Below are 19257 nucleotides of genomic sequence, written 5' to 3'. Positions count from 1 at the left end.
TTTTGAAATGTAGAACTTTGACAACCCTGACAAAAATAAAATGTTAAATTATGTTTTTAAGACTTATTTAAGGTTTATTTTTAAACACTTACTAACGCTTATTTAATTTGCAACTTCAACACTCACCTGACACAGATCACATTATTTAAAACTACTTATCCTCGACTCTTTAATAATAGAATTGACATTGTAAAGACAATGTTTAGTTACATTGAGATACATCTAGTTATTTTCGCACGCCATACCGCCATTCTTTATTTTTTAGCACACTTAATTAGCCTTTCAAATATTACAAATGCAACACTGTTGCAGCTATTGAATAACAATTAAGCAGTTGATATTAAAGTTGTTAATGATAATTTTCCGGCTATGGAGGGCTGTTGCAAATAAATATAAGCCTTGATGAAAACCTTCCTGATCATCACGGCATAACAAAGGGAATGAAAATATGACTACGCAAACAACCGTGGCACGCGCGGTTCGTTTTAGTTTACTCGCTTTAGTATCAACATCCTTATCTCCGTTGGTATTTGCCGCCGATGAAGCGGCCGTTATCGATGATAAAGTGGAGCGTATCGAAGTCACGGGTTCACGTATTAAACGTACCGATCTTGAAAATGCCTCCCCTATCGTGGTGGTGAGCGCAGCAGATATCGAAAAAGGCGGCTTTAACTCAGTGCAAGACGTGTTAGGTAACCTGTCGCAAAACTCTGGTGGGTCTATGACCCAGCAGGAAGTGCACGGCTTTACTCCAGCGGCATCGGCCGTCAACCTGCGTGGTGTGGGCGCTGGCCGCGTACTGACATTAATCAATGGCAAACGTGTGCCTAAATATCCGTTTGGTGCTGGTGGTACAGACAGCTTTGTCGATACTGCCAACATTCCGCTAGGAGCCATTGAACGTATCGAGATTTTAACCACGGGCGCTTCGGCAATTTACGGCTCAGATGCGATGGGTGGTGTTATTAACATCATCTTGAAAAAAGACGTTGAGCAAAGCACCTTCAAATACCGTCACTCCGATACCTTCGATGGTGGTCTGCAAAATAACCAGTTCTCCTTTATGACCGGTGTCAGCAGTGATAAAGCAAACCTGACCTTCTTCGCCGAATATGAAGATCGCCAAGCGTTAAAGGCCTCGGATCGTCCTGAATGGGGAACCGATATTGTTTCGGGTAACTACTATTCCAGTTACAGCTCCTATGGCGCCAACCTTGTGGATAGCAATGGTAAATTACTCAAGACCTTAAGCGCCGCAGAATGTGATGCGCGCGGCTATGTGATGATGGCCAATGGTAAGTGTGGGTTCGATCGCTCCGCACAGCGCGACTTTTCGCCTGAGCAAAAACGCTATTCAACGATGATCAACCTCACCAAAAACTTAAACGACAATCATCAGCTGTATTCGCGCCTCGATTACACCCATGCCTCGACCTACACTGAGATTGAATCGGCAACGGTCGGCGAAGATTTTATGTTCAACGTGTCGGGCAATAACGTCACTATTGTTGATGAACTCAATGGGTTATCCCAAGTGTTCGATAAAAATACCGCCTTCGGCGGAGATTTTGCCGGCGCCGCCGATGGGGATTATTACTACACTCGCCGTATGTCTGAGTTAGGTCCGCGCACCTCTGATTTTGAGACAAACAATTTCTCCTTCTTATTAGGCAGCAAAGGTTACCTCACAGATTCAATCGAGTACGACACCTCATGGTCGATTGCACGCCAAACGGTGGAATCCACCACCGCAGGCTCGCCAACCTACCAAAGCATGTGGAACTACCTCACCGCGGGCACAAACGGCAATTCGCTGCTGGATGTGATCTCGGCAGAAGATGCCGCATTGCTGGATTTCCAAGGTGGCAAGAAGGGGCAATCCACCCTATCGAGCTTCAATGCAGGGATCAGTGGCGATGCCTTTGAATTACCAGCAGGCACAGTGGCTTATGCTGTGGGCGTCGAATACGGTAAAGAATGGTTCTACGATAAGTCCGATAGCTTCACTAGCAATGGTGGCGTGATTGGTAAAGGCGGCAGCAGCGCCCAAGGTGAGCGTGAGCAATATGCAGGTTATGCCGAAGTCGCCGTGCCTGTGATCGAAAACCTCACCGTCACCCTTGCGGGCCGTTACGACTACTATGACGATTTATCTGATGTAGGCGGTCAGTTCAGCCCACAGGTCGCGGTCGAGTATCGCCCGATTGATAACCTGTTGTTACGCGGTCTGTATGCCGAAACCTTCCGTGCACCGGATATGCAGCGCTTATTTGGTGAGCCAACGGCAGCCTATAGCACAGTGATCGATACTCCAACCTGTGAAGCCGCAGGTGGCACGGGCCCAGCCTGTGAGAAGATTGACTCACTGCCAATTACTATCGGTGCCAACCCAGAGCTGGAAGCGGAAACCGGCAAAAACTATAACCTAGGCATGGTGTGGGATTATAACGATCTCAATTTAACCTTGGACTACTGGATTGTTGAAATCGACAACCTAGTGAACAGTCCAAGCGCCCAATATATCTTGGATCACTCGGACGCCTTCGCCGATAAGATTTTCCGCGATGCCAGCGGCAAGTTAATTCAAGTGAATACTCAAGCCATTAACATGTCATCCCAAGAAACCTCGGGTATCGACTTCTCGGTGGGCTATCGCTATGAAACGTCAGGCTACGGCGATTTATCCGCACGGTTAGAGGGCACCTATTTGCTGAAATGGGAAGAACAATTAACCCCAGATTCTGAGCCTTTAGATCTGATCGATGGTGACGGCTCTGCCCCGCAAATCCGTGGTAACTTAAATCTGGGTTGGAACTTCGATAACTTCGCCACTAACCTGCTGATCAAGTACACAGATAGCATGAATGGCCAGCGTAAAGAGGCATTTATTAACAACGGTTTAGCGGACAAGTACGCCGTCACAATCGACAGCCATGTCGAAGTGAACTGGGCCGCCAGCTATATGTTAACCGATGCGATTAAGTTCTCCGGTGGTATTAATAATATCTTCGATGCGGGCCCTGAAATTGACGAAACCCAAAACTCTTGGCCGCATTATCCACGTTCTTACTACAACGTTGTTGGGCGTGAATATTATTTAGCGGTAGAGATGAACTTCTAATCAACCTCATGTTTTGATTAGCCTTGCTTCCTAAAACACAAAGCCGAGCTGTTGCTCGGCTTTTATCTATAGGCTTCACACTCAGTTAGGCATAGGTATCAATCGATTCGCCTTGACTCGCCTCACGGGCGCGCTCCTTGGCAGACTCACTCTGCTCTTCCACTTTGGCTGGCGTTGGCTGAGCGGGTAACGCTGTGGGTGAAGACGAACGGTTGGCGGTATAGCTATGCGCTAACATTGGGCTGCTTGCACTGATATTCATCGCGATCCCCTTGTCGATTTAAGCTCAATACTCAGGTTCAGTACTCAGGCTCAAAACTTAGACTAGAAGCCAATACTTAACTGACGCTTAAGCTTTTCCTCTCAGTTCGCCCTGCTATTCCTAGTCGCATTCTGAATAGTTACCGCCCACACAAGCTTATATCCCCCTTGTGGCATCCAGCGCACAATGCCACAATGCGAGCAAAATCAATGCGTGCCAACGGCGCCCCTCGATAGGAGCATCATCTTGACCCTTTTTGGTATTAAAAATTGCGATACAGTGCGTAAAGCCCGTAAATGGATTGAAACCCATCAACTTTCGGTCAACTTCCATGACTTTAGGGAAGATGGATTAGCAGAAAAGGATCTTCAGCATTGGTGTCAAATTGCAGGATGGGAAACCGTCTTTAACAAACGCAGTACCAGTTTTCGCGCCTTGAGCGATGCCGATAAAGCGGATATCGACCAAGCCAAAGCCATTCAACTGATGCTCACTCACCCGACGCTGATCAAGCGTCCTGTGCTCACCGTGGGTGAACAAGTGTTGGTAGGCTTTAACGAAGCCGAATATAAGAAGGTGTTTTCCCTATGACGCACGCTTCGAACACCCACCCAGTTACCGAACTGACTAAAGAATTAATCGCCCGTCCTTCGGTCACCCCGCTGGATGAAGGCTGCCAAACCCTGATGGCCGAACGTCTCGCCGCCATTGGCTTTAATATTGAGCCCATGGTCTTTGAAGACACCACCAATATGTGGGCGCGTCGCGGTAATGAAGGCCCAGTATTTTGTTTTGCCGGCCATACCGATGTAGTGCCCGCAGGCGATTTAAGCCGCTGGCATACCCCGCCTTTTGAGCCAACCATTATCGACGGTTACCTCTATGGGCGCGGCGCAGCCGACATGAAAGGCTCACTGGCGGCGATGATCGTCGCGACCGAGCGTTTTGTGGCTAAGCACCCAAATCATCCCGGCTCGATTGCGTTTTTGATCACTAGCGATGAAGAAGGCCCCTTTATCAATGGCACCACACGGGTTATCGACACCCTAGAAGCCCGTAATGAAAAAATCACTTGGACGCTGGTGGGCGAACCCTCATCGACCCTAAAACTCGGTGATGTGGTCAAAAATGGGCGCCGTGGCAGCCTGACCGCCAACTTAACCGTTAAGGGCATTCAGGGCCATGTGGCCTATCCGCACCTTGCGGATAACCCAATCCACAAAGCCGCGCCGTTTTTAGCCGAGTTAAGCCAAACCCATTGGGATAATGGCAACGAATTCTTCCCGCCCACCAGCATGCAAATCGCCAATATTAATGGCGGTACGGGCGCATCGAACGTGATCCCAGGCACCCTAGAGGTGATGTTTAACTTCCGTTATTCGACCGAAGTGACCGCCGAGATATTAATCGAGCGCGTGGAAGCCTTATTAACCGCCCACGAACTGGATTATGACATCAGCTGGACCTTCAACGGTCTGCCATTTTTAACCGGCGAAGGCCCACTGTTAGACGCGACTCGCCATGCTATACGTCAGATCACTGGCTATGATACCGATCCGCAAACCACGGGCGGCACCTCTGATGGACGCTTTATTGCACCAACGGGCGCCAAAGTGTTGGAACTCGGTCCAGTGAACGCCACTATCCATAAAGTGAACGAGTGCGTGAAAATCGACGATCTCGAGCAGTTAGCCCTGTGCTACGAAGTGATTTTGGAACAGTTACTGTGTTAAACGCCACGCCACGCTTAACCAACACCGCCCAGCTTTATGGGATAGAGAGTGGGGTCACAAGCGGTTTAGACACGGGCTTACATACCGACTTATCCGCTGCTGTAACACCAGAGTCAGCGGATAAGCTGAAGCTGGTCGAACTGCTCAGTCCCTATCACCCGAGCGAAACACGCTTCATGCTGGAGGCTCAAACCGCTCTCGCCTTTAAGGCGATGGCGGACAGCGCCGCCACAGATGGGATAGCCCTCGCGATTTGCTCGGCCTATCGGCCTTTCGACAGGCAACTCGCCATTTGGAACGCCAAGGCCAGCGGTAAGCGCGTTGTGCTGGATATCAACGAGCAGCCAGTGGATATCAGTCCACTGAGCGATGATGCATTAGTCGATTTAATTTTACTCTGGTCGGCATTGCCCGGCGCGTCACGCCATCACTGGGGCACGGATATCGATGTGTTTGATGCCAAGCAAATCGAGGTAAAATCCCTGCGGTTAGTCGAAGCCGAATACACTGATGGCGGCCCCTGCGCCCACTTACACCAGTGGCTACTCCAGCACGCCAAGGATTTTGGGTTTTATTTTCCTTTTCAGCGCGGTAAAAGCGCCGTCAGCGCCGAGCCTTGGCATATCAGCTATTTTCCCGTGTCTCAAACCCTGTTACCCCAATTTGAGGTGCAGGCCTTAGCGCAGGTTATCCAGCAGAGTGATATGTTGCTTAAAGAAGCGGTGCTCGCTCGCTTACCTGTGCTTGTGGCGGAATATGTACATCGAATTGCAAAGCCTTAAGGTGTCGCAATTCGCACAACTTGATGGTGCCTTTTACTCGGCGCTTATCTTAAAAAGTAGGTTTTATGGATTTTTCTTCACACAGAAAACAACTCAACATCGCCGGTAGCCAACTCAGTTACCTCGATATAGGTTCAGGCCCAGCGCTGTTATTTGGTCACAGTTACCTCTGGGATAGCGCCATGTGGGCGCCGCAAATTGCCAGCTTAAGTCAATACTACCGCTGCATCGTGCCTGAGCTCTGGGGACACGGCCAATCGGGCGCAGTCCCAGAAAGCTGCAACAGCCTCTTAGACATCAGCGAGCATATGCTGACCCTGATGGATAGCCTCAATATCGAGCAATTTGCGGTTATCGGTTTATCCGTGGGTGCAATGTGGGGCGCCGAGCTCGTGCTTAAAGCCCCCGCGCGCGTCAATGCACTGGTGATGCTCGACAGTTTTATTGGGTTTGAGCCAGAGATCACCCGCGCTAAATATTATGGCATGCTGGACATGATCCAAGCCGCCGGCAGCATACCTGCGCCGCTTATCAGCGCCATTTCGCCACTGTTTTTCGCCGATAATGCCAAAGCGAATAATCCCGAATTAGTGCAGCGTTTTGAGGCCTACTTGGCCGCGCAAACGCCAGAGACCATCCCGAGCATAGTTAAGCTTGGCCGAATGATTTTTGGCCGCCGCGATACGATGGAATTTGCCGAGCAATTAACTCTGCCCTGTTTAGTCATGGTCGGAGTCGCAGACAAGGCCCGCAGCGTGCTCGAAAGTTATCTGATGAGCGATGCCATCGACGGTAGTCAATTAGTGCATATTCCTAATGCTGGGCATATTTCCAGCCTAGAGCAAGCTGACTTCGTCACTGAGCATTTAACTCGGTTTTTAGTGAAGGTATTGTAACTGCGCACCTATCATCAATGTGCCACTGCACTGTGGCACATTGGATAGACCAGCAAGCGTAAATTTACTGGTATACTCTTGCTAAAAATGTGCTGCTTGCATCACTTAGGGCAATAAAGACATTTTAATATGTCAATAAAACAATAGGTTAAAATGAAACTACTCAAACCCTTATTCGATAACAACCGTCGCTGGGCCGGACGCATTCGCCAAGAGCACCCTGATTTTTTTGAACAACTGGCGAAACAGCAGAACCCTGAATATCTTTGGATTGGTTGTTCCGACAGCCGAGTACCTTCAAACCAAATCATCGATTTAATGCCGGGCGAAGTCTTCGTTCACCGCAATATTGCCAACATGGTGATCCACACCGATCTTAACTGCCTGTCAGTACTGCAATACGCCATTGATGTGCTTAAGGTGAAGCACATTATGGTGGTTGGCCACTACGGCTGTGGCGGTGTACGTGCGGCGATGGGCAGCCAGCGCTTAGGCCTTATCGACAACTGGCTCGGCCATTTACGCGATATTTACCGCATCTACCACGATGAATTAATGCAAATGGATGAAGCCAAGCGTTTCGACCGCCTGTGTGAACTCAACGTAATTGAGCAAGTGGCCAACGTCACCAGCACCACCATCGTGCAGGAAGCGTGGGCTCGCGGCCAAGAACTGGCGATCCACGGCTGGATTTACGGTATTGATAATGGTCTGTTAACCGACCTTGATGTGACCGTCGATCGCGCGCAAAAGATTTAAATCGATTTAGGAAACGCGCCATAAGCGCGACGTTTTCTCCGCCAAAAACCTGCCCAGTGCAGGTTTTTTATTTTGATGCATAGCAACATCTATCGCACGCCACATACAAGCTCCATCCGCCTAATTTAACTTGTTGCCAAGGTACTTCCACACTCGCCCCATTGGCTCTGAATGGCGCAGTTCATCTCAACCAATCTGCTAAACCTCGAGCTGCACCTCGCTTAATGGACTCCCATGCCCTAATACAACGGCTCGCAAAGGCTAACATGCACGAACACATGCAATAACACAGTGTTAAGTGAGCAAAATCTAAGCTCGAAACGTCAACATGACCTTATTTTCATCAATAAAACATCGCAAGGGATCTTTAGCCCAGTTATAATCCGCCAGTTAATTGCAGCGCGACCATGCGCCACAAATTCTAAGGAGATACCTTCCATGCCCGGTTTTGAATTATTTGGTCCAGAAGAAAAGCAAGAAGTCGCCGATGTGATGGAGCACGGCTTTACCTTCCGTTATAACTTCGACCATATGCGTAATGATCGCTGGAAGACTCGCGATATGGAGCAACTGCTCTGCGAGAAAATGAATGTTAAGCATGCTCACCTCTTATCTAGCGGTACTGCTGCGCTGCAAACAGCCTTAATGGCGGCAGGCATTGGTGCTGGCGACGAAGTTATCGTGCCACCTTTTACCTTTGTTGCTTCTGTAGAAGCGATTTTCATGGCCGGTGCTGTGCCAATTTTTGCCGAAATCGACGAGACGCTGTGTCTATCACCAGAAGGCATTGAAGCGGCGATCACCCCACGTACTAAAGCGGTGAACTTAGTACACATGTGTGGCTCTATGGCCAAGATGGACGAAATCAAAGCCGTTTGCGCTAAACACAACATCGTATTGTTAGAAGATGCTTGCCAAGCCATTGGTGGCAGCTACAAGGGCCAAGCCCTAGGTACTATCGGTGATGTAGGTTGCTACTCTTTCGATTCTGTTAAAACCATCACCTGTGGTGAAGGCGGCGCGGTGATCACCAATAACACCGAAATCTACGATCACGCTCATATGTTCTCCGATCACGGCCATGACCATATTGGTAAAGACCGTGGCGCCGAGTCACACCCAATTATGGGTCTGAACTTCCGTATCTCTGAAATGAACGCGGCCTTAGGTTTAGCCCAGTTACGTAAACTCGATACCATTATCGACATTCAACGTAAAAACAAAAAAGTCATTAAAGAAGCGATGGCGAGCATTCCTGAAGTCAGCTTCCGCGAAATCCCCGATCCAGAGGGTGATTCAGCTGGCTTCTTAAGCTTTATGTTACCAACAGAGGCTCGTACCCAAGAGATCAGCAAAAAACTGGCTGAGAATGGCGTTGACGGTTGCTTCTACTGGTACGTGAACAACTGGCATTATCTGAAAAACTGGAAACACATTCAGGAGCTTAAGGCCCCTGCTGCGTTGCCAATCACATTAATCGCCGACAGACCTGACTATACTCAAATTTCTGTGCCGAAATCTGATGCCATTATGAGCCGCACTATTTCCATGCTCATTAAATTGTCTTGGACCGATGCTCAGATTGCCGAGCGTATTGAAAACATTAAGAAAGCATTTGCCCAATAATTAAACGGGAGTTTTTGCAATGAGTTTTAAAAATTTTAAAGTAGTTGAAAAGATGATCTTCGGTCGTGGCTCCTTCGCACAATTAGACGAAGTATTAGCTGCTCAGCGTAAGGCCGACGATGACTTCGTGGTATTTTTAGTCGATGACGTTCACCAAGGCAAACCACTCGAAGCACGCATCCCAGTGAAAGCCCAAGACTTACTGATTTGGGTTAACGTAGATGATGAGCCAAGCACAGTGCAAATCGACACCCTGACCGAGCAAGTTCAAGCCTTCAACGGCAAACAACCGGTTAGCGTCGTCGGTTTAGGTGGCGGTTCAACCATGGACGTTGCAAAAGCAGTATCACTGATGCTGACCAACCCAGGCGGCTCTGCCATGTACCAAGGTTGGGATTTAATCAAAAACCCAGCGGTTCACCACATTGGTATTCCAACGATTTCAGGTACGGGTGCTGAAGCGTCACGCACCGCAGTATTGTGTGGTCCAGTGCGTAAACTGGGTCTGAACTCAGATTACACAGTGTTCGACCAAATCATCATGGACTCTGAGTTAATCGAAGGTGTTGAAACTGACCAATGGTTCTACACAGGTATGGATTGCTATATCCACTGCGTTGAATCATTAGAAGGTACCTTCTTAAACGAATTCTCTAAGTCATACGCCGAAAAAGCCATGGAGCTTTGCCGCCAAGTGTACTTAGAAGATCACCCAGAAAAAGACGACAAGCTGATGATGGCGTCATTTATGGGCGGTATGAGTATCGCTTACAGCCAAGTGGGTGCATGCCACGCGGTATCTTATGGTCTGTCTTACATCCTCGGCTACCACCATGGTATCGGTAACTGTATCGCCTTCGACGTGTTAGAAGAATTCTACCCAGAAGGTGTAGCTGAATTCCGTCTGATGATGAAGAAGCACAACATCACTCTGCCGAAGAACATCTGTAAAGATCTGCCAGATGAAACCATCGCGAAAATGGTTGCCGTGACTAAGAGCATGGGTCCATTATGGGCAAACGTGTACGGCCCAACATGGGAAGAAAAAGTCACTGACGAAATGTTGACTGCGCTGTTCCGTCGCATTTAAGCTCTCAAGCAGATGACAAGGGCTCGTTGTGAGCCCTTTTGTCTATCTACACTGCATATCTTTGATAAATTAGGATAATTTAATGAATGTGACTCTGTTAATCCCGGCGCGTTACGGTTCAAGCCGCTTCCCGGGCAAGCCCTTAGCCCCGATTAACGGCAAGCCGATGATCCAACACGTGTACGAACGCGCGTCGTTAGCCAAAGGCCTCACCAATATTTATGTTGCAACCGATGATGAGCGTATCAAAAGCGCCGTAGAAGGCTTCGGTGGCAAAGTGGTCATGACCAGCCCTGATGCGGCATCGGGCACAGACCGTATCAATGATGCGATTAACCAATTAGGTTTGAAGGATGACGATCTGGTTATCAACCTTCAAGGCGACCAACCCCTAATCGACCCGACTTCTATCGAGCAGGTGATCAGCCTCTTCGAACGTCATCCAGGCGAGTTCGAAATGGCGACCCTCGGCTATGAAATTGTCAACAAAGCCGAGCTCGACGATCCTATGCATGTGAAGATGGTGTTCGATAACGACTACTACGCGCTATATTTCTCCCGCGCGCGTATTCCCTTCGGCCGCGATACCAAAGATTATCCAGTTTACAAGCACTTAGGCGTGTATGCTTACACCCGCAGATTCGTGCAAGCCTTCGCCGCCCTCCCCTTAGGTCGTCTCGAAGATCTGGAAAAGTTAGAGCAGCTACGCGCCCTAGAACATGGCCATAAGATCAAAGTCGCCATCAGCGCCTTCGACTCAATCGAAGTTGACACGCCGGAAGATATTCGTAAGTGTGAGCAGCGTTTAGCCGTTGATTAATCAGGGCGTTGCTCAATAAGGAGTTGTCATGTCGAGCTTAGAAGTGTGGATCATTATTATTTTGGTGGTGGGTGTGATTGCCAGCAATCTTGCCGCACTAAAATACAGTGCAAAATTCAAACTGCCACAGTTTGGTCAGCACGATAAAGAGAAACAGTTAAAGACCGATAATCACGCGAATTCCTCACCCGCTGCCGATAAGTCTGCGGATACGGGGATTGAAAATCGCGATAAATCAACCCAAGTTGAGCAAGATAAACCCTAAGCGAGTACTGATTTATCCATCAAAAAGGCGCAATAGCGCCTTTTTTGTGGGTGAGAAATAACGTTTCGGTATAGCTTTGCGTATAAGCCCAATCTTTCACAGCAAAGATGACGCATTGAATAATAAAGATTTATACTCGCCACTAAAATGTGTCAGGAAAAGAACAGCCTCATGTATTGAAGTTTTATACAAACCGAAGCAAGAGCGCGTGGAAAGGGACAAAGCTTGTCAGGACGTCAGCTGTATCAAGTGAATTTCGGGTAAAAATATCTATGGCTTAACGCCCCAATTTAGCGCGGAATGCCGCGCTGCGGGTTGACGTCACCGCCAGCGCTTTTGGCTGGCGATAAAATTTTATGGTTAGGAGATGGCACGGCTCATGTAGTAAAACCGATCATCTTCACTTGTTAAACCAAACCCTTGTCTCTTATACAAATGAACGGCAGGGCTATTTTTAAACACTTTAAGCTTCAAAATGTGAGAACCATGCTCTTTAGCCAGACGTTCCGCCTCAGCAATAGCGATTGAGCCAATCCCACGATTCTGGTAACTCTGATCCACTTGCAAATCTCGTAACCAGCACTCTTCAATGTCAAAAGATAATCTAACAACACCAACAAGCTTTTCTTCAAATAAAATATCAAAGTTCACAAGTTCTTGCGTCATTTGCTCAATCTGAGCTTCATCCCAATCGACAGAGTATTGTGCATAATATGGCCGCATATTCGACAGAGTAAAATGTGCTGCTTTTGCTAAATCCTTAGCTGGTCTAAATGTAACCATCGCTCTATTCTCCTAACGCCCAATTAAGGGACCACACGTAGTGCCGTCCAACTTCAAGTTTTTGTTAAGTTTATTATGGGCTTATAATTTTTTTCAATTCATCAAATGTCACTGGTTCTGTGATATTATTCAACAGCCCGAAATACTGTTTTGTCGACTGGTGCCAATCAATACCTAATGATACGTTGTAATTTTCTAGCCAATACTTGTCTGTGATAACATCAAACTTATTTTTAATGTGAGAATTTAGGATATTCATAATCAGTTTGACGATCAAAAAAATTTCGTCAAGGATATTTGACGTTGTTTTACACTCAAGTTCGTCAATGTTAGGTATTACTTTAAAAATAAATAATGATTTATTTCTTTCTATTTTAATGTCGTCTACTTGATCTATGCTGAAGATGTTATCTTGTATTATTTTAATTTCAGCTTCAGATACATTTTCTGCTTTTACAATAAACTCTAACAAGAAAAGTCTAGAGCAAGGCAAAATAGGGCTCGGTATGGTTTCTGGATAAGAAGTTATTTCACCACAAATAAATTTTACTTGCTCAGGAAATTCAAAAGGGTCACTTCCGATTATTGAAACCATATGTCGTGCTATGTGCGGTGTTATTATATTTATACCATCTATATTTGATGTTTCATATAAAATCAAAGAACGCTTTTCTAACCATTCACTTTCACTTGGAATTTTTAATACATGATTCAATGATTCATTATTTCTTTGTCTTGGCATGGAAAGATAACCAAGTAATGAATGATGCAGCCAACCGCAGATCATTTGGTTATCAGAAATCCAAGGTGCTTGTTCATCTGGTTCTGGTATATTTTTATATGGCCAAACATCAAATTCATCGATTAAGCAGAAAATTGATTGTTCCCAGTGTAATTTTTTTTGTTCAATTATTGCTAATTTTCTAAGTTGTTCATTCCACTCAATTCGACTTATGATGCTATGGTCAATGCAAACATTAAATTCTTTGTTGAAAATTCTAATGTGTTCAGCTTCTGTAACTCTTGCATCGTTAATGCTGCTCCAATTTACTGAGTTATTAGCTTCAATAAAATCAAGCTCAGTGCCAAAAAATAATTTTGTTTTCACAAAACTAATTGGTTGAATATTGAGTTCTAATTTTGAACCATCCTGAGTGTTGGGTCTATTAATGATGTGAGGTTTACCAAATCTAATAGTAAATGAACTTAAGCGTTGCTGTAACCATTCTGATAAAATTATTGATAGCTTATGAGTCAAATCGTTTATTTCTACTAATGTATTTAGTCCCTCTACAGTTATGGAAGAAAAAGAGAATAATGATGTTGCACCCTCTTCACATGTAAGTGGCAATGGTGCTTTATATGGCTCAAATGTTCTTGTGTCTAAAAGTGTTTTCTTGATAGAAAATTTAAAATGATTTAACGATGTTTTAAGATTAATTAAAAGTTCTGCAACATCTTTTTCTTCTGCATGATCGTTTATGATATATGGAAGATCATTTTCATGTTCTCTTATTAAAATTGGCAAATTGACAGTTAAAAGTTTGCTTATAAATGATTTTCCGTCAAACCAAATTGATCTTAGCAATGGATTATCTAGAATAATTGAGCATAATATATCCCCGTCGATAAAGTTCAGATTGAAATTTTGATAATTATCTAAATATTCTCTTTTAGCCTGTGGCGAAATCTTGGCATTCGTAATGAAAATTCCTTTTTTATAATTGAATTTCATTAAAGCCATTGGTAGTTCCGATAGTTCTCTGCTACCACAGACCAACTCAGAACTGTTGTGAAACTTACATTGTACTAGAAGTTTTTGACCAGACTGGTCTTCGGCATATAGATCTCTTCCACCATCTCCAGGTCCATCCATTTTTTTTGTATTAGTGCAACCTAAAGAAAATAAAACGTCAGCACTTAAATCAACTAATAATTTTGGATCTAAAATTTCAGTTAATTTTAATTTAGGGTTTTCTGGCCCTTTATAACTCATATTTCATTTCCTATTAGCGTATACACTTAACATTTTATTAGTGCTCATGCGCGTTTTCCACATTAGACCAGAGAAAACGCACACAGCTAACCATCTGTATACAAAGAACTTATCAGCTTTTTATTAAATACACCATCAGGAAAAATGTGCATGCGCGTTTTCCAAACCTATTATCTAATTAATGAATTTGTAGGCAACTGATTTTAAAGGTATTTATTTATAAATAAATGTGAGAACACGCAAGAAAATAGGATGGTAATTTCTATGTTAGAAAGTCTAGTTTTGACTGCAACACTGACAACTTGTTAACTACTATTGAGGCAAAAAACTTTTAGCCAGATGAACAGTTCAATGGTCGTAAAGATTGTCATTGTTGCAACTGTGACCGTTGGCGGCATGGATGCCGCCGTCGAGCCTATAGGGATATATTCATGGCGTGTCACAGGGGAAACAGTGGCAATGAATATAGCGCTATATACGATTCAGTCGTTTGCTTGGGGGCTGAAACGAGCCAGAAAAGGCGATTGCGAACTAAATACCTCCTATGCCACATACGATTTATCTACTTCATAAAAAAGGCCAAGTGTGGAGAGCACTTGGCCTTTGGCTGGAGATGGAATGTGAGTCGAGTTTAGAAGCCTTCAACCCCTGCCATATCGGGAAGATGGTGAGCAATCCCTTTATGGCAATCGATACAGGTTTTCTCACCACTGGCCAAGGATGTCGAGTGCATCTGGGCGGCGCGTGGCGACTGTCTGGTAAAGTCCATATAGGTAAAGTTATGGCAGTTACGGCACTCAAGCGAGTCGTTTGCCTTTAACCGTTCCCATTCATGTTCGGCCAACTCGCGACGTTTGTTCTCAAACTTTTCGCGGGTATTGATGGTACCAAACACTTTACCCCACACTTCTTTCGATGCCTGCATCTTACGGGCAATCTTATCGGTCCAGTTGTGCGGCACGTGGCAGTCAGGACAAGTCGCACGCACACCACTGCGGTTAGTGAAATGGATAGTCGACTGTAACTCTTGATAGACGTTATTTTCCATTTCGTGGCAACCGATACAGAAGGCTTCTTTGTTGGTGGCTTCAAGCGCGGTGTTAAAGCCCCCCCAGAAGATCACCCCCGCCACAAAGCCACCTAAGGTTAAAAACCCTAAACTGTAGTGCACACTCGGACGATTGAGAACTTGCCAGATCTTTTTGAGTTTATCTAACATGCTGACTCCTAGTGTGTTTTCTGCTCAGTGTTCGCTTTAATCAGATGATCCATATCCACAAAGTCGTTCTCGACCAGTAATTTGGCATCCAGTTGCGGCACATGGCACTGAGTGCAGAAGTAACGTCTTGGCGAAAGCTCAGCTAAGAAATTGTTATCCCTATCCATATAGTGAGTCACGCTGACCATAGGCGCTTGGGAGTCCCCCGTGCGGTGTCTGGCATGACATGACATACACTTGTTGACCTTAAGATCGAGCTGATAACCGTCGATCTTGTGCGGGATCACTGGTGGCTGCATCGGGTAGTTACGCATCTCTTTGATATCTTTGTTCAGCACCGCCTGCATCGCGGGCGGGGTTGGCTCAACGTTGATTGGCGCCTGACGCAAAGTATCAATTCTGTCCTCAGGAATGCTCGCCGCAGTCACGCTGGTCATCATCAGGGTGGAGAAGGCAAGCACACTGAATGCTGAGACTAATTTGAATGTTTTCATCCTGTACTCCTTATACCTTGACGATTTTCACGGCGCATTTCTTAAAGTCGGTTTGTTTTGACAGAGGATCTGTCGCATCCAAGGTGACTTTGTTAATGAGCTGACTGGCATCGAACCAAGGTACGAACACGAGTCCCACTGGTGGTTTGTTACGACCACGGGTTTCGACACGGGTTTTGATTTCACCGCGGCGAGACACCACGCGCACTTCATCCCCACGGCGTAAACCGCGTTTTTTCGCATCTTCTGGGTGCATAAAACACACGGCATCCGGGAAGGCACGGTAAAGCTCTGGCACGCGTTGAGTCATCGAACCTGAATGCCAATGCTCAAGCACCCGTCCGGTGGATAACCACATATCGTATTCAGTGTCTGGCGACTCTGCGGGCGGCTCGAAGGGCAAGGCATAAATCACTGCGCGGCCATCGGGTTTACCGTAAAACTCAAAGCCTGAGCCAGGTTTGACATAAGGATCGCTGCCCTCACGGAAACGCCATTTGGTTTCTTTACCATCGACCACCGGCCAGCGAATACCGTGGGCTTCGTGGTAGGCATCGAAAGGTGCTAAATCGTGACCATGGCCACGGCCAAAGGTGGCGTATTCTTCAAACAGGCCTTTTTGGACATAGAAGCCAAAATGTTTCGCTTCGTTGTTCAAATACTTAGGATCGGTATCGGCCAGCGGGAACTTATCGACATTGCCGTTTTTGTACAGCACTTCAAATAAGGTTTTGCCCTTAAATTGTGGATTCGCCGCTAGGACTTCCTTCGACCAGACTTCATCGGTCGTAAAGCGCTTAGAGAACTCCATCAATTGCCACAGATCCGAGTGAGATTCGCCCGGCGCCTGCACCATTTGATGCCAGAATTGAGTACGACGCTCGGCATTACCGTAGGCACCCTCTTTCTCAACCCACATGGCGGTTGGCAGAATTAAGTCCGCGGCCTGAGTCGTGACAGTGGGATACGCATCGGACACCACAATAAAGTTGGCAGGATTACGATAGCCAGGTAAGCCTTCCTCGTTGATGTTCGGCCCCGCCTGCATATTGTTGTTCACTTGCACCCAATAGCAGTTCAAGTCGCCATCTTTTAAGCGGCGGTTTTGCTCGACGGCGTGATAACCGGGTTTTGGCGGAATAATCCCACTGGGGATCTTCCAAATTTCTTCGGCGTGTTTTCTATGCTCAGGGTTTGTTACCACCATGTCGGCAGGTAAACGGTGTGAGAAGGTTCCCACTTCGCGAGCCGTACCACAGGCAGAAGGCTGACCGGTTAACGAGAACGGGCTGTTACCGGGCGTTGAAATCTTACCTGTCAGTAAGTGGATGTTATAAATCAGGTTGTTACACCATACACCACGGGTATGTTGGTTGAAGCCCATGGTCCAGAAGGACGTGACTTTAGTCTCGGGATCGGCATAGAGTTTAGCTAACTCGATAAGTTTAGCTTCAGGTACGCCCGACATCTTGCTGACCTTCTCCACCGTATATTCGGCGACAAAAGCCTTAAAGGTGTCGAAATCAATTGGAGTCGAATCCCCTGCCGTTTTCACGTTTTTGGCTTTCTGCTCCAGCGGATGGGTTGGACGTAAACCATAGCCGATATCCGTGGTACCTTGGCGGAAGTTAACGTGCTTCTTCACAAAGTCCCAGTTCACTTTATCGTTTTGAATAATGTAGTTGGCGATAAAGTTTAGGATGGCTAAGTCGGTTTGTGGCGTAAATACTATCGGTAAATCCGCGAGATCGAAGGAGCGATGCTCAAACGTCGAGAGTACAGCCACCTTCACATGGGATGCGCTTAAACGACGGTCAGTCACTCGAGTCCATAAGATCGGGTGCATTTCGGCCATGTTGGAGCCCCAAAGCACAAAGGCATCGGCCGCTTCCATATCATCGTAACAGCCCATAGGCTCATCGATACCGAAGGTACGCATAAAGCCGACAACGGCAGACGCCATACAGTGACGCGCATTCGGGTCGATGTTGTTAGAGCCAAAACCGGCCTTCATCAATTTAACGGCGGCATAGCCTTCCCAAACGGTCCACTGACCCGAGCCAAACATCCCAACCGCGGTCGGGCCTTTAGCTTTTAAGGTTTCTTTCCATTTTTGCGCCATGATATCGAAGGCACTGTCCCAGCTGATGGGAGTAAACTCACCATGCTTGTCGTATTTGCCGTCGGTCATTCTCAGCATTGGCGTGGTCAAACGATCGCTGCCGTACATAATTTTCGACAGGAAATAACCTTTAATACAGTTAAGGCCGCGGTTCACTTCACTGTTTGCATCGCCGTGGGTAGCAACTACTTTGCCCTCGCGGGTCGCGACAATCACAGAGCAGCCCGTACCACAGAAGCGGCATGGGGCTTTGTTCCACTCTAATTTGGTTTGTTCTGAGCTGGTGATTAAATTGCTCGCCGATGCCGGCAGCGCTAAGCCTGCGGCGCCCGCTGCTGCAATCACCGCATTGGCTTTGATAAAGTCACGTCTATTCATGTTCATTCTTCACCCTCTTCGAGCTCTTCACTCTGGTGGTAAACCATAGTGGCGGACAAGACGCCAGGAATGGCATTAATCTGTTCGATACCGTCCATCAAGGCACGTTGGGAGTCACCTTCAAGTACGACGACGAGTTTCACTTCGTTATTAACAGAGAGTTCGGCATTTTCAATCGCCATAATGTGTTGCCTAACATCCGCCATTTTTTGTGGCATGACTTGCACCACTAGACTCGTGATATGAAGCTCTTTGCTCATCCGACACTCCGCTTATTCATGCTGTTGTTATTGTTCTTTAGGCCTCAACCTGCACCCGGTGGGCCGGTGAAGATTTGGCTAAACCATATGGCAAATCCCAATCCACTCACCAACAACACGGATAAGAGGGGGGCGAGAAATACGGTTAAAAAGATAAAAATTTTCAGTTCTAAGGATTTTTCTGCTGCGCTGTTAGCACTCATGCGTCCTCCAAGAGGTTCGTTCCTGTGATGGATTGCTCTGACCAATACAGGATTTATAGGTATATCAATTGCATCTTTGATCCACGAAATGATCATAGCGTTAAGGTGTTAACAAACTGTATACCTCCAAATCGGTAAACCCTTTGATGCTTGATCCAGATCATCAATTTGGCGATAGATTTAGTTAGATCATGGTTTTTAAGCGTTTTTTTAGATTGTAAATAGATTGATTGGTTATGTTTTTTTATTAACCAATTGCTAAAGCATGGAAAAGAGATAGGCGTTAAGCAAGTAAAGCGCACAAGATTTAAACAAAATATTCCTTAAGGAGTATTAGGGGATGGTAAAGAAAGGCGCGAATTGCCGATTATCCACGGCAAAATCTGCTTAATATCTTCGTCAACGCGTTAACTCACTCAAGAGACAGCTAAATATTGGCTAACTGACC

The 19257-nt window shown here is 46.4% G+C and carries 18 protein-coding genes; 10 read left to right on the top strand and 8 right to left on the bottom strand.

Annotated features, from left to right (window positions below; all coding sequences use genetic code 11):
* Positions 1-448 precede the first annotated feature (448 nt).
* Positions 449-3121, top strand: a complete 2673-nt coding sequence (locus SHEWANA3_RS10090; RefSeq protein WP_011716912.1) for a TonB-dependent receptor — start codon at positions 449-451, stop codon at positions 3119-3121.
* Positions 3122-3206: 85 nt separating this feature from the next.
* Here SHEWANA3_RS10090 and SHEWANA3_RS23595 read toward each other — a convergent pair whose 3' ends face one another.
* Positions 3207-3383, bottom strand: coding sequence for a hypothetical protein (locus tag SHEWANA3_RS23595; RefSeq protein ID WP_166485349.1), 177 nt, complete (start codon positions 3381-3383; stop codon positions 3207-3209).
* A gap of 186 nt (positions 3384-3569) precedes the next feature.
* On the opposite strand from SHEWANA3_RS23595, the gene SHEWANA3_RS10085 reads away from it, so the two are divergent.
* The 9 genes from SHEWANA3_RS10085 to SHEWANA3_RS10045 all read left to right on the top strand — a co-directional run bounded on the left by SHEWANA3_RS10085 (position 3570) and on the right by SHEWANA3_RS10045 (position 11354).
* Positions 3570-3974, top strand: coding sequence for an ArsC family reductase (locus SHEWANA3_RS10085; RefSeq protein ID WP_011716911.1), 405 nt, complete (start codon positions 3570-3572; stop codon positions 3972-3974).
* A complete protein-coding gene (dapE, locus tag SHEWANA3_RS10080; protein WP_011716910.1) occupies positions 3971-5116 on the top strand; it encodes a succinyl-diaminopimelate desuccinylase in 1146 nt (381 codons plus the stop codon). Before SHEWANA3_RS10085 ends, dapE begins: the two co-directional genes overlap by 4 nt.
* Entirely contained in the window at positions 5110-5898 is a 789-nt protein-coding gene (locus tag SHEWANA3_RS10075; RefSeq protein WP_011716909.1) for a M15 family metallopeptidase, read from the top strand. Before dapE ends, SHEWANA3_RS10075 begins: the two co-directional genes overlap by 7 nt.
* 65 nt (positions 5899-5963) lie before the next feature.
* Positions 5964-6794 (top strand): alpha/beta hydrolase, encoded by an 831-nt coding sequence (locus SHEWANA3_RS10070; protein WP_011716908.1) that lies wholly within the window; start codon positions 5964-5966, stop codon positions 6792-6794.
* Between the two features lie 153 nt (positions 6795-6947).
* A complete protein-coding gene (gene can / locus SHEWANA3_RS10065; protein WP_011716907.1) occupies positions 6948-7553 on the top strand; it encodes a carbonate dehydratase in 606 nt (201 codons plus the stop codon).
* A 438-nt stretch (positions 7554-7991) separates the two neighbouring features.
* Positions 7992-9179, top strand: coding sequence for an 8-amino-3,8-dideoxy-alpha-D-manno-octulosonate transaminase KdnA (gene kdnA / locus SHEWANA3_RS10060; RefSeq protein ID WP_011716906.1), 1188 nt, complete (start codon positions 7992-7994; stop codon positions 9177-9179).
* A gap of 19 nt (positions 9180-9198) precedes the next feature.
* Positions 9199-10269 carry a 3-deoxy-alpha-D-manno-octulosonate 8-oxidase KdnB gene (gene kdnB / locus SHEWANA3_RS10055; RefSeq protein ID WP_011716905.1) on the top strand — a complete coding sequence of 357 codons (1071 nt, stop codon included), beginning with the start codon at positions 9199-9201 and terminating at the stop codon, positions 10267-10269.
* Between the two features lie 82 nt (positions 10270-10351).
* Positions 10352-11089, top strand: a complete 738-nt coding sequence (gene kdsB, locus SHEWANA3_RS10050; protein ID WP_011622622.1) for an 8-amino-3,8-dideoxy-manno-octulosonate cytidylyltransferase KdsB — start codon at positions 10352-10354, stop codon at positions 11087-11089.
* Positions 11090-11117: 28 nt separating this feature from the next.
* Positions 11118-11354: a DUF2897 family protein gene (locus tag SHEWANA3_RS10045; RefSeq protein WP_011716904.1), complete on the top strand. Its 237-nt coding sequence runs from the start codon at positions 11118-11120 to the stop codon at positions 11352-11354.
* Positions 11355-11714: 360 nt separating this feature from the next.
* Here the strand turns inward: SHEWANA3_RS10045 and SHEWANA3_RS10040 are convergent, their stop codons facing one another.
* The 7 genes from SHEWANA3_RS10040 to SHEWANA3_RS10005 all read right to left on the bottom strand — a co-directional run bounded on the left by SHEWANA3_RS10040 (position 11715) and on the right by SHEWANA3_RS10005 (position 18809).
* On the bottom strand, positions 11715-12137 hold the full coding sequence (locus SHEWANA3_RS10040) for a GNAT family N-acetyltransferase (RefSeq protein ID WP_011716903.1): 423 nt from the start codon (positions 12135-12137) through the stop codon (positions 11715-11717).
* 73 nt (positions 12138-12210) lie between these two features.
* Positions 12211-14133 (bottom strand): restriction endonuclease, encoded by a 1923-nt coding sequence (locus SHEWANA3_RS10035; RefSeq protein WP_011716902.1) that lies wholly within the window; start codon positions 14131-14133, stop codon positions 12211-12213.
* Positions 14134-14764: 631 nt separating this feature from the next.
* Positions 14765-15352 (bottom strand): cytochrome c3 family protein, encoded by a 588-nt coding sequence (locus tag SHEWANA3_RS10025; RefSeq protein WP_011626281.1) that lies wholly within the window; start codon positions 15350-15352, stop codon positions 14765-14767.
* An 8-nt stretch (positions 15353-15360) separates the two neighbouring features.
* Positions 15361-15846 carry a nitrate reductase cytochrome c-type subunit gene (locus SHEWANA3_RS10020; RefSeq protein ID WP_011716901.1) on the bottom strand — a complete coding sequence of 162 codons (486 nt, stop codon included), beginning with the start codon at positions 15844-15846 and terminating at the stop codon, positions 15361-15363.
* Positions 15847-15856: 10 nt separating this feature from the next.
* Entirely contained in the window at positions 15857-18346 is a 2490-nt protein-coding gene (napA, locus tag SHEWANA3_RS10015; RefSeq protein ID WP_011716900.1) for a nitrate reductase catalytic subunit NapA, read from the bottom strand.
* A gap of 2 nt (positions 18347-18348) precedes the next feature.
* Positions 18349-18606 carry a chaperone NapD gene (locus tag SHEWANA3_RS10010; protein ID WP_011716899.1) on the bottom strand — a complete coding sequence of 86 codons (258 nt, stop codon included), beginning with the start codon at positions 18604-18606 and terminating at the stop codon, positions 18349-18351.
* 44 nt (positions 18607-18650) lie between these two features.
* Positions 18651-18809, bottom strand: coding sequence for a nitrate reductase (locus SHEWANA3_RS10005; RefSeq protein WP_011716898.1), 159 nt, complete (start codon positions 18807-18809; stop codon positions 18651-18653).
* Between the last annotated feature and the right edge of the window lie 448 nt (positions 18810-19257).

It is taken from the genome of Shewanella sp. ANA-3, from assembly GCF_000203935.1.
Classification (GTDB): domain Bacteria; phylum Pseudomonadota; class Gammaproteobacteria; order Enterobacterales; family Shewanellaceae; genus Shewanella.
This window is presented reverse-complemented; position numbering and strand designations above follow the sequence as displayed.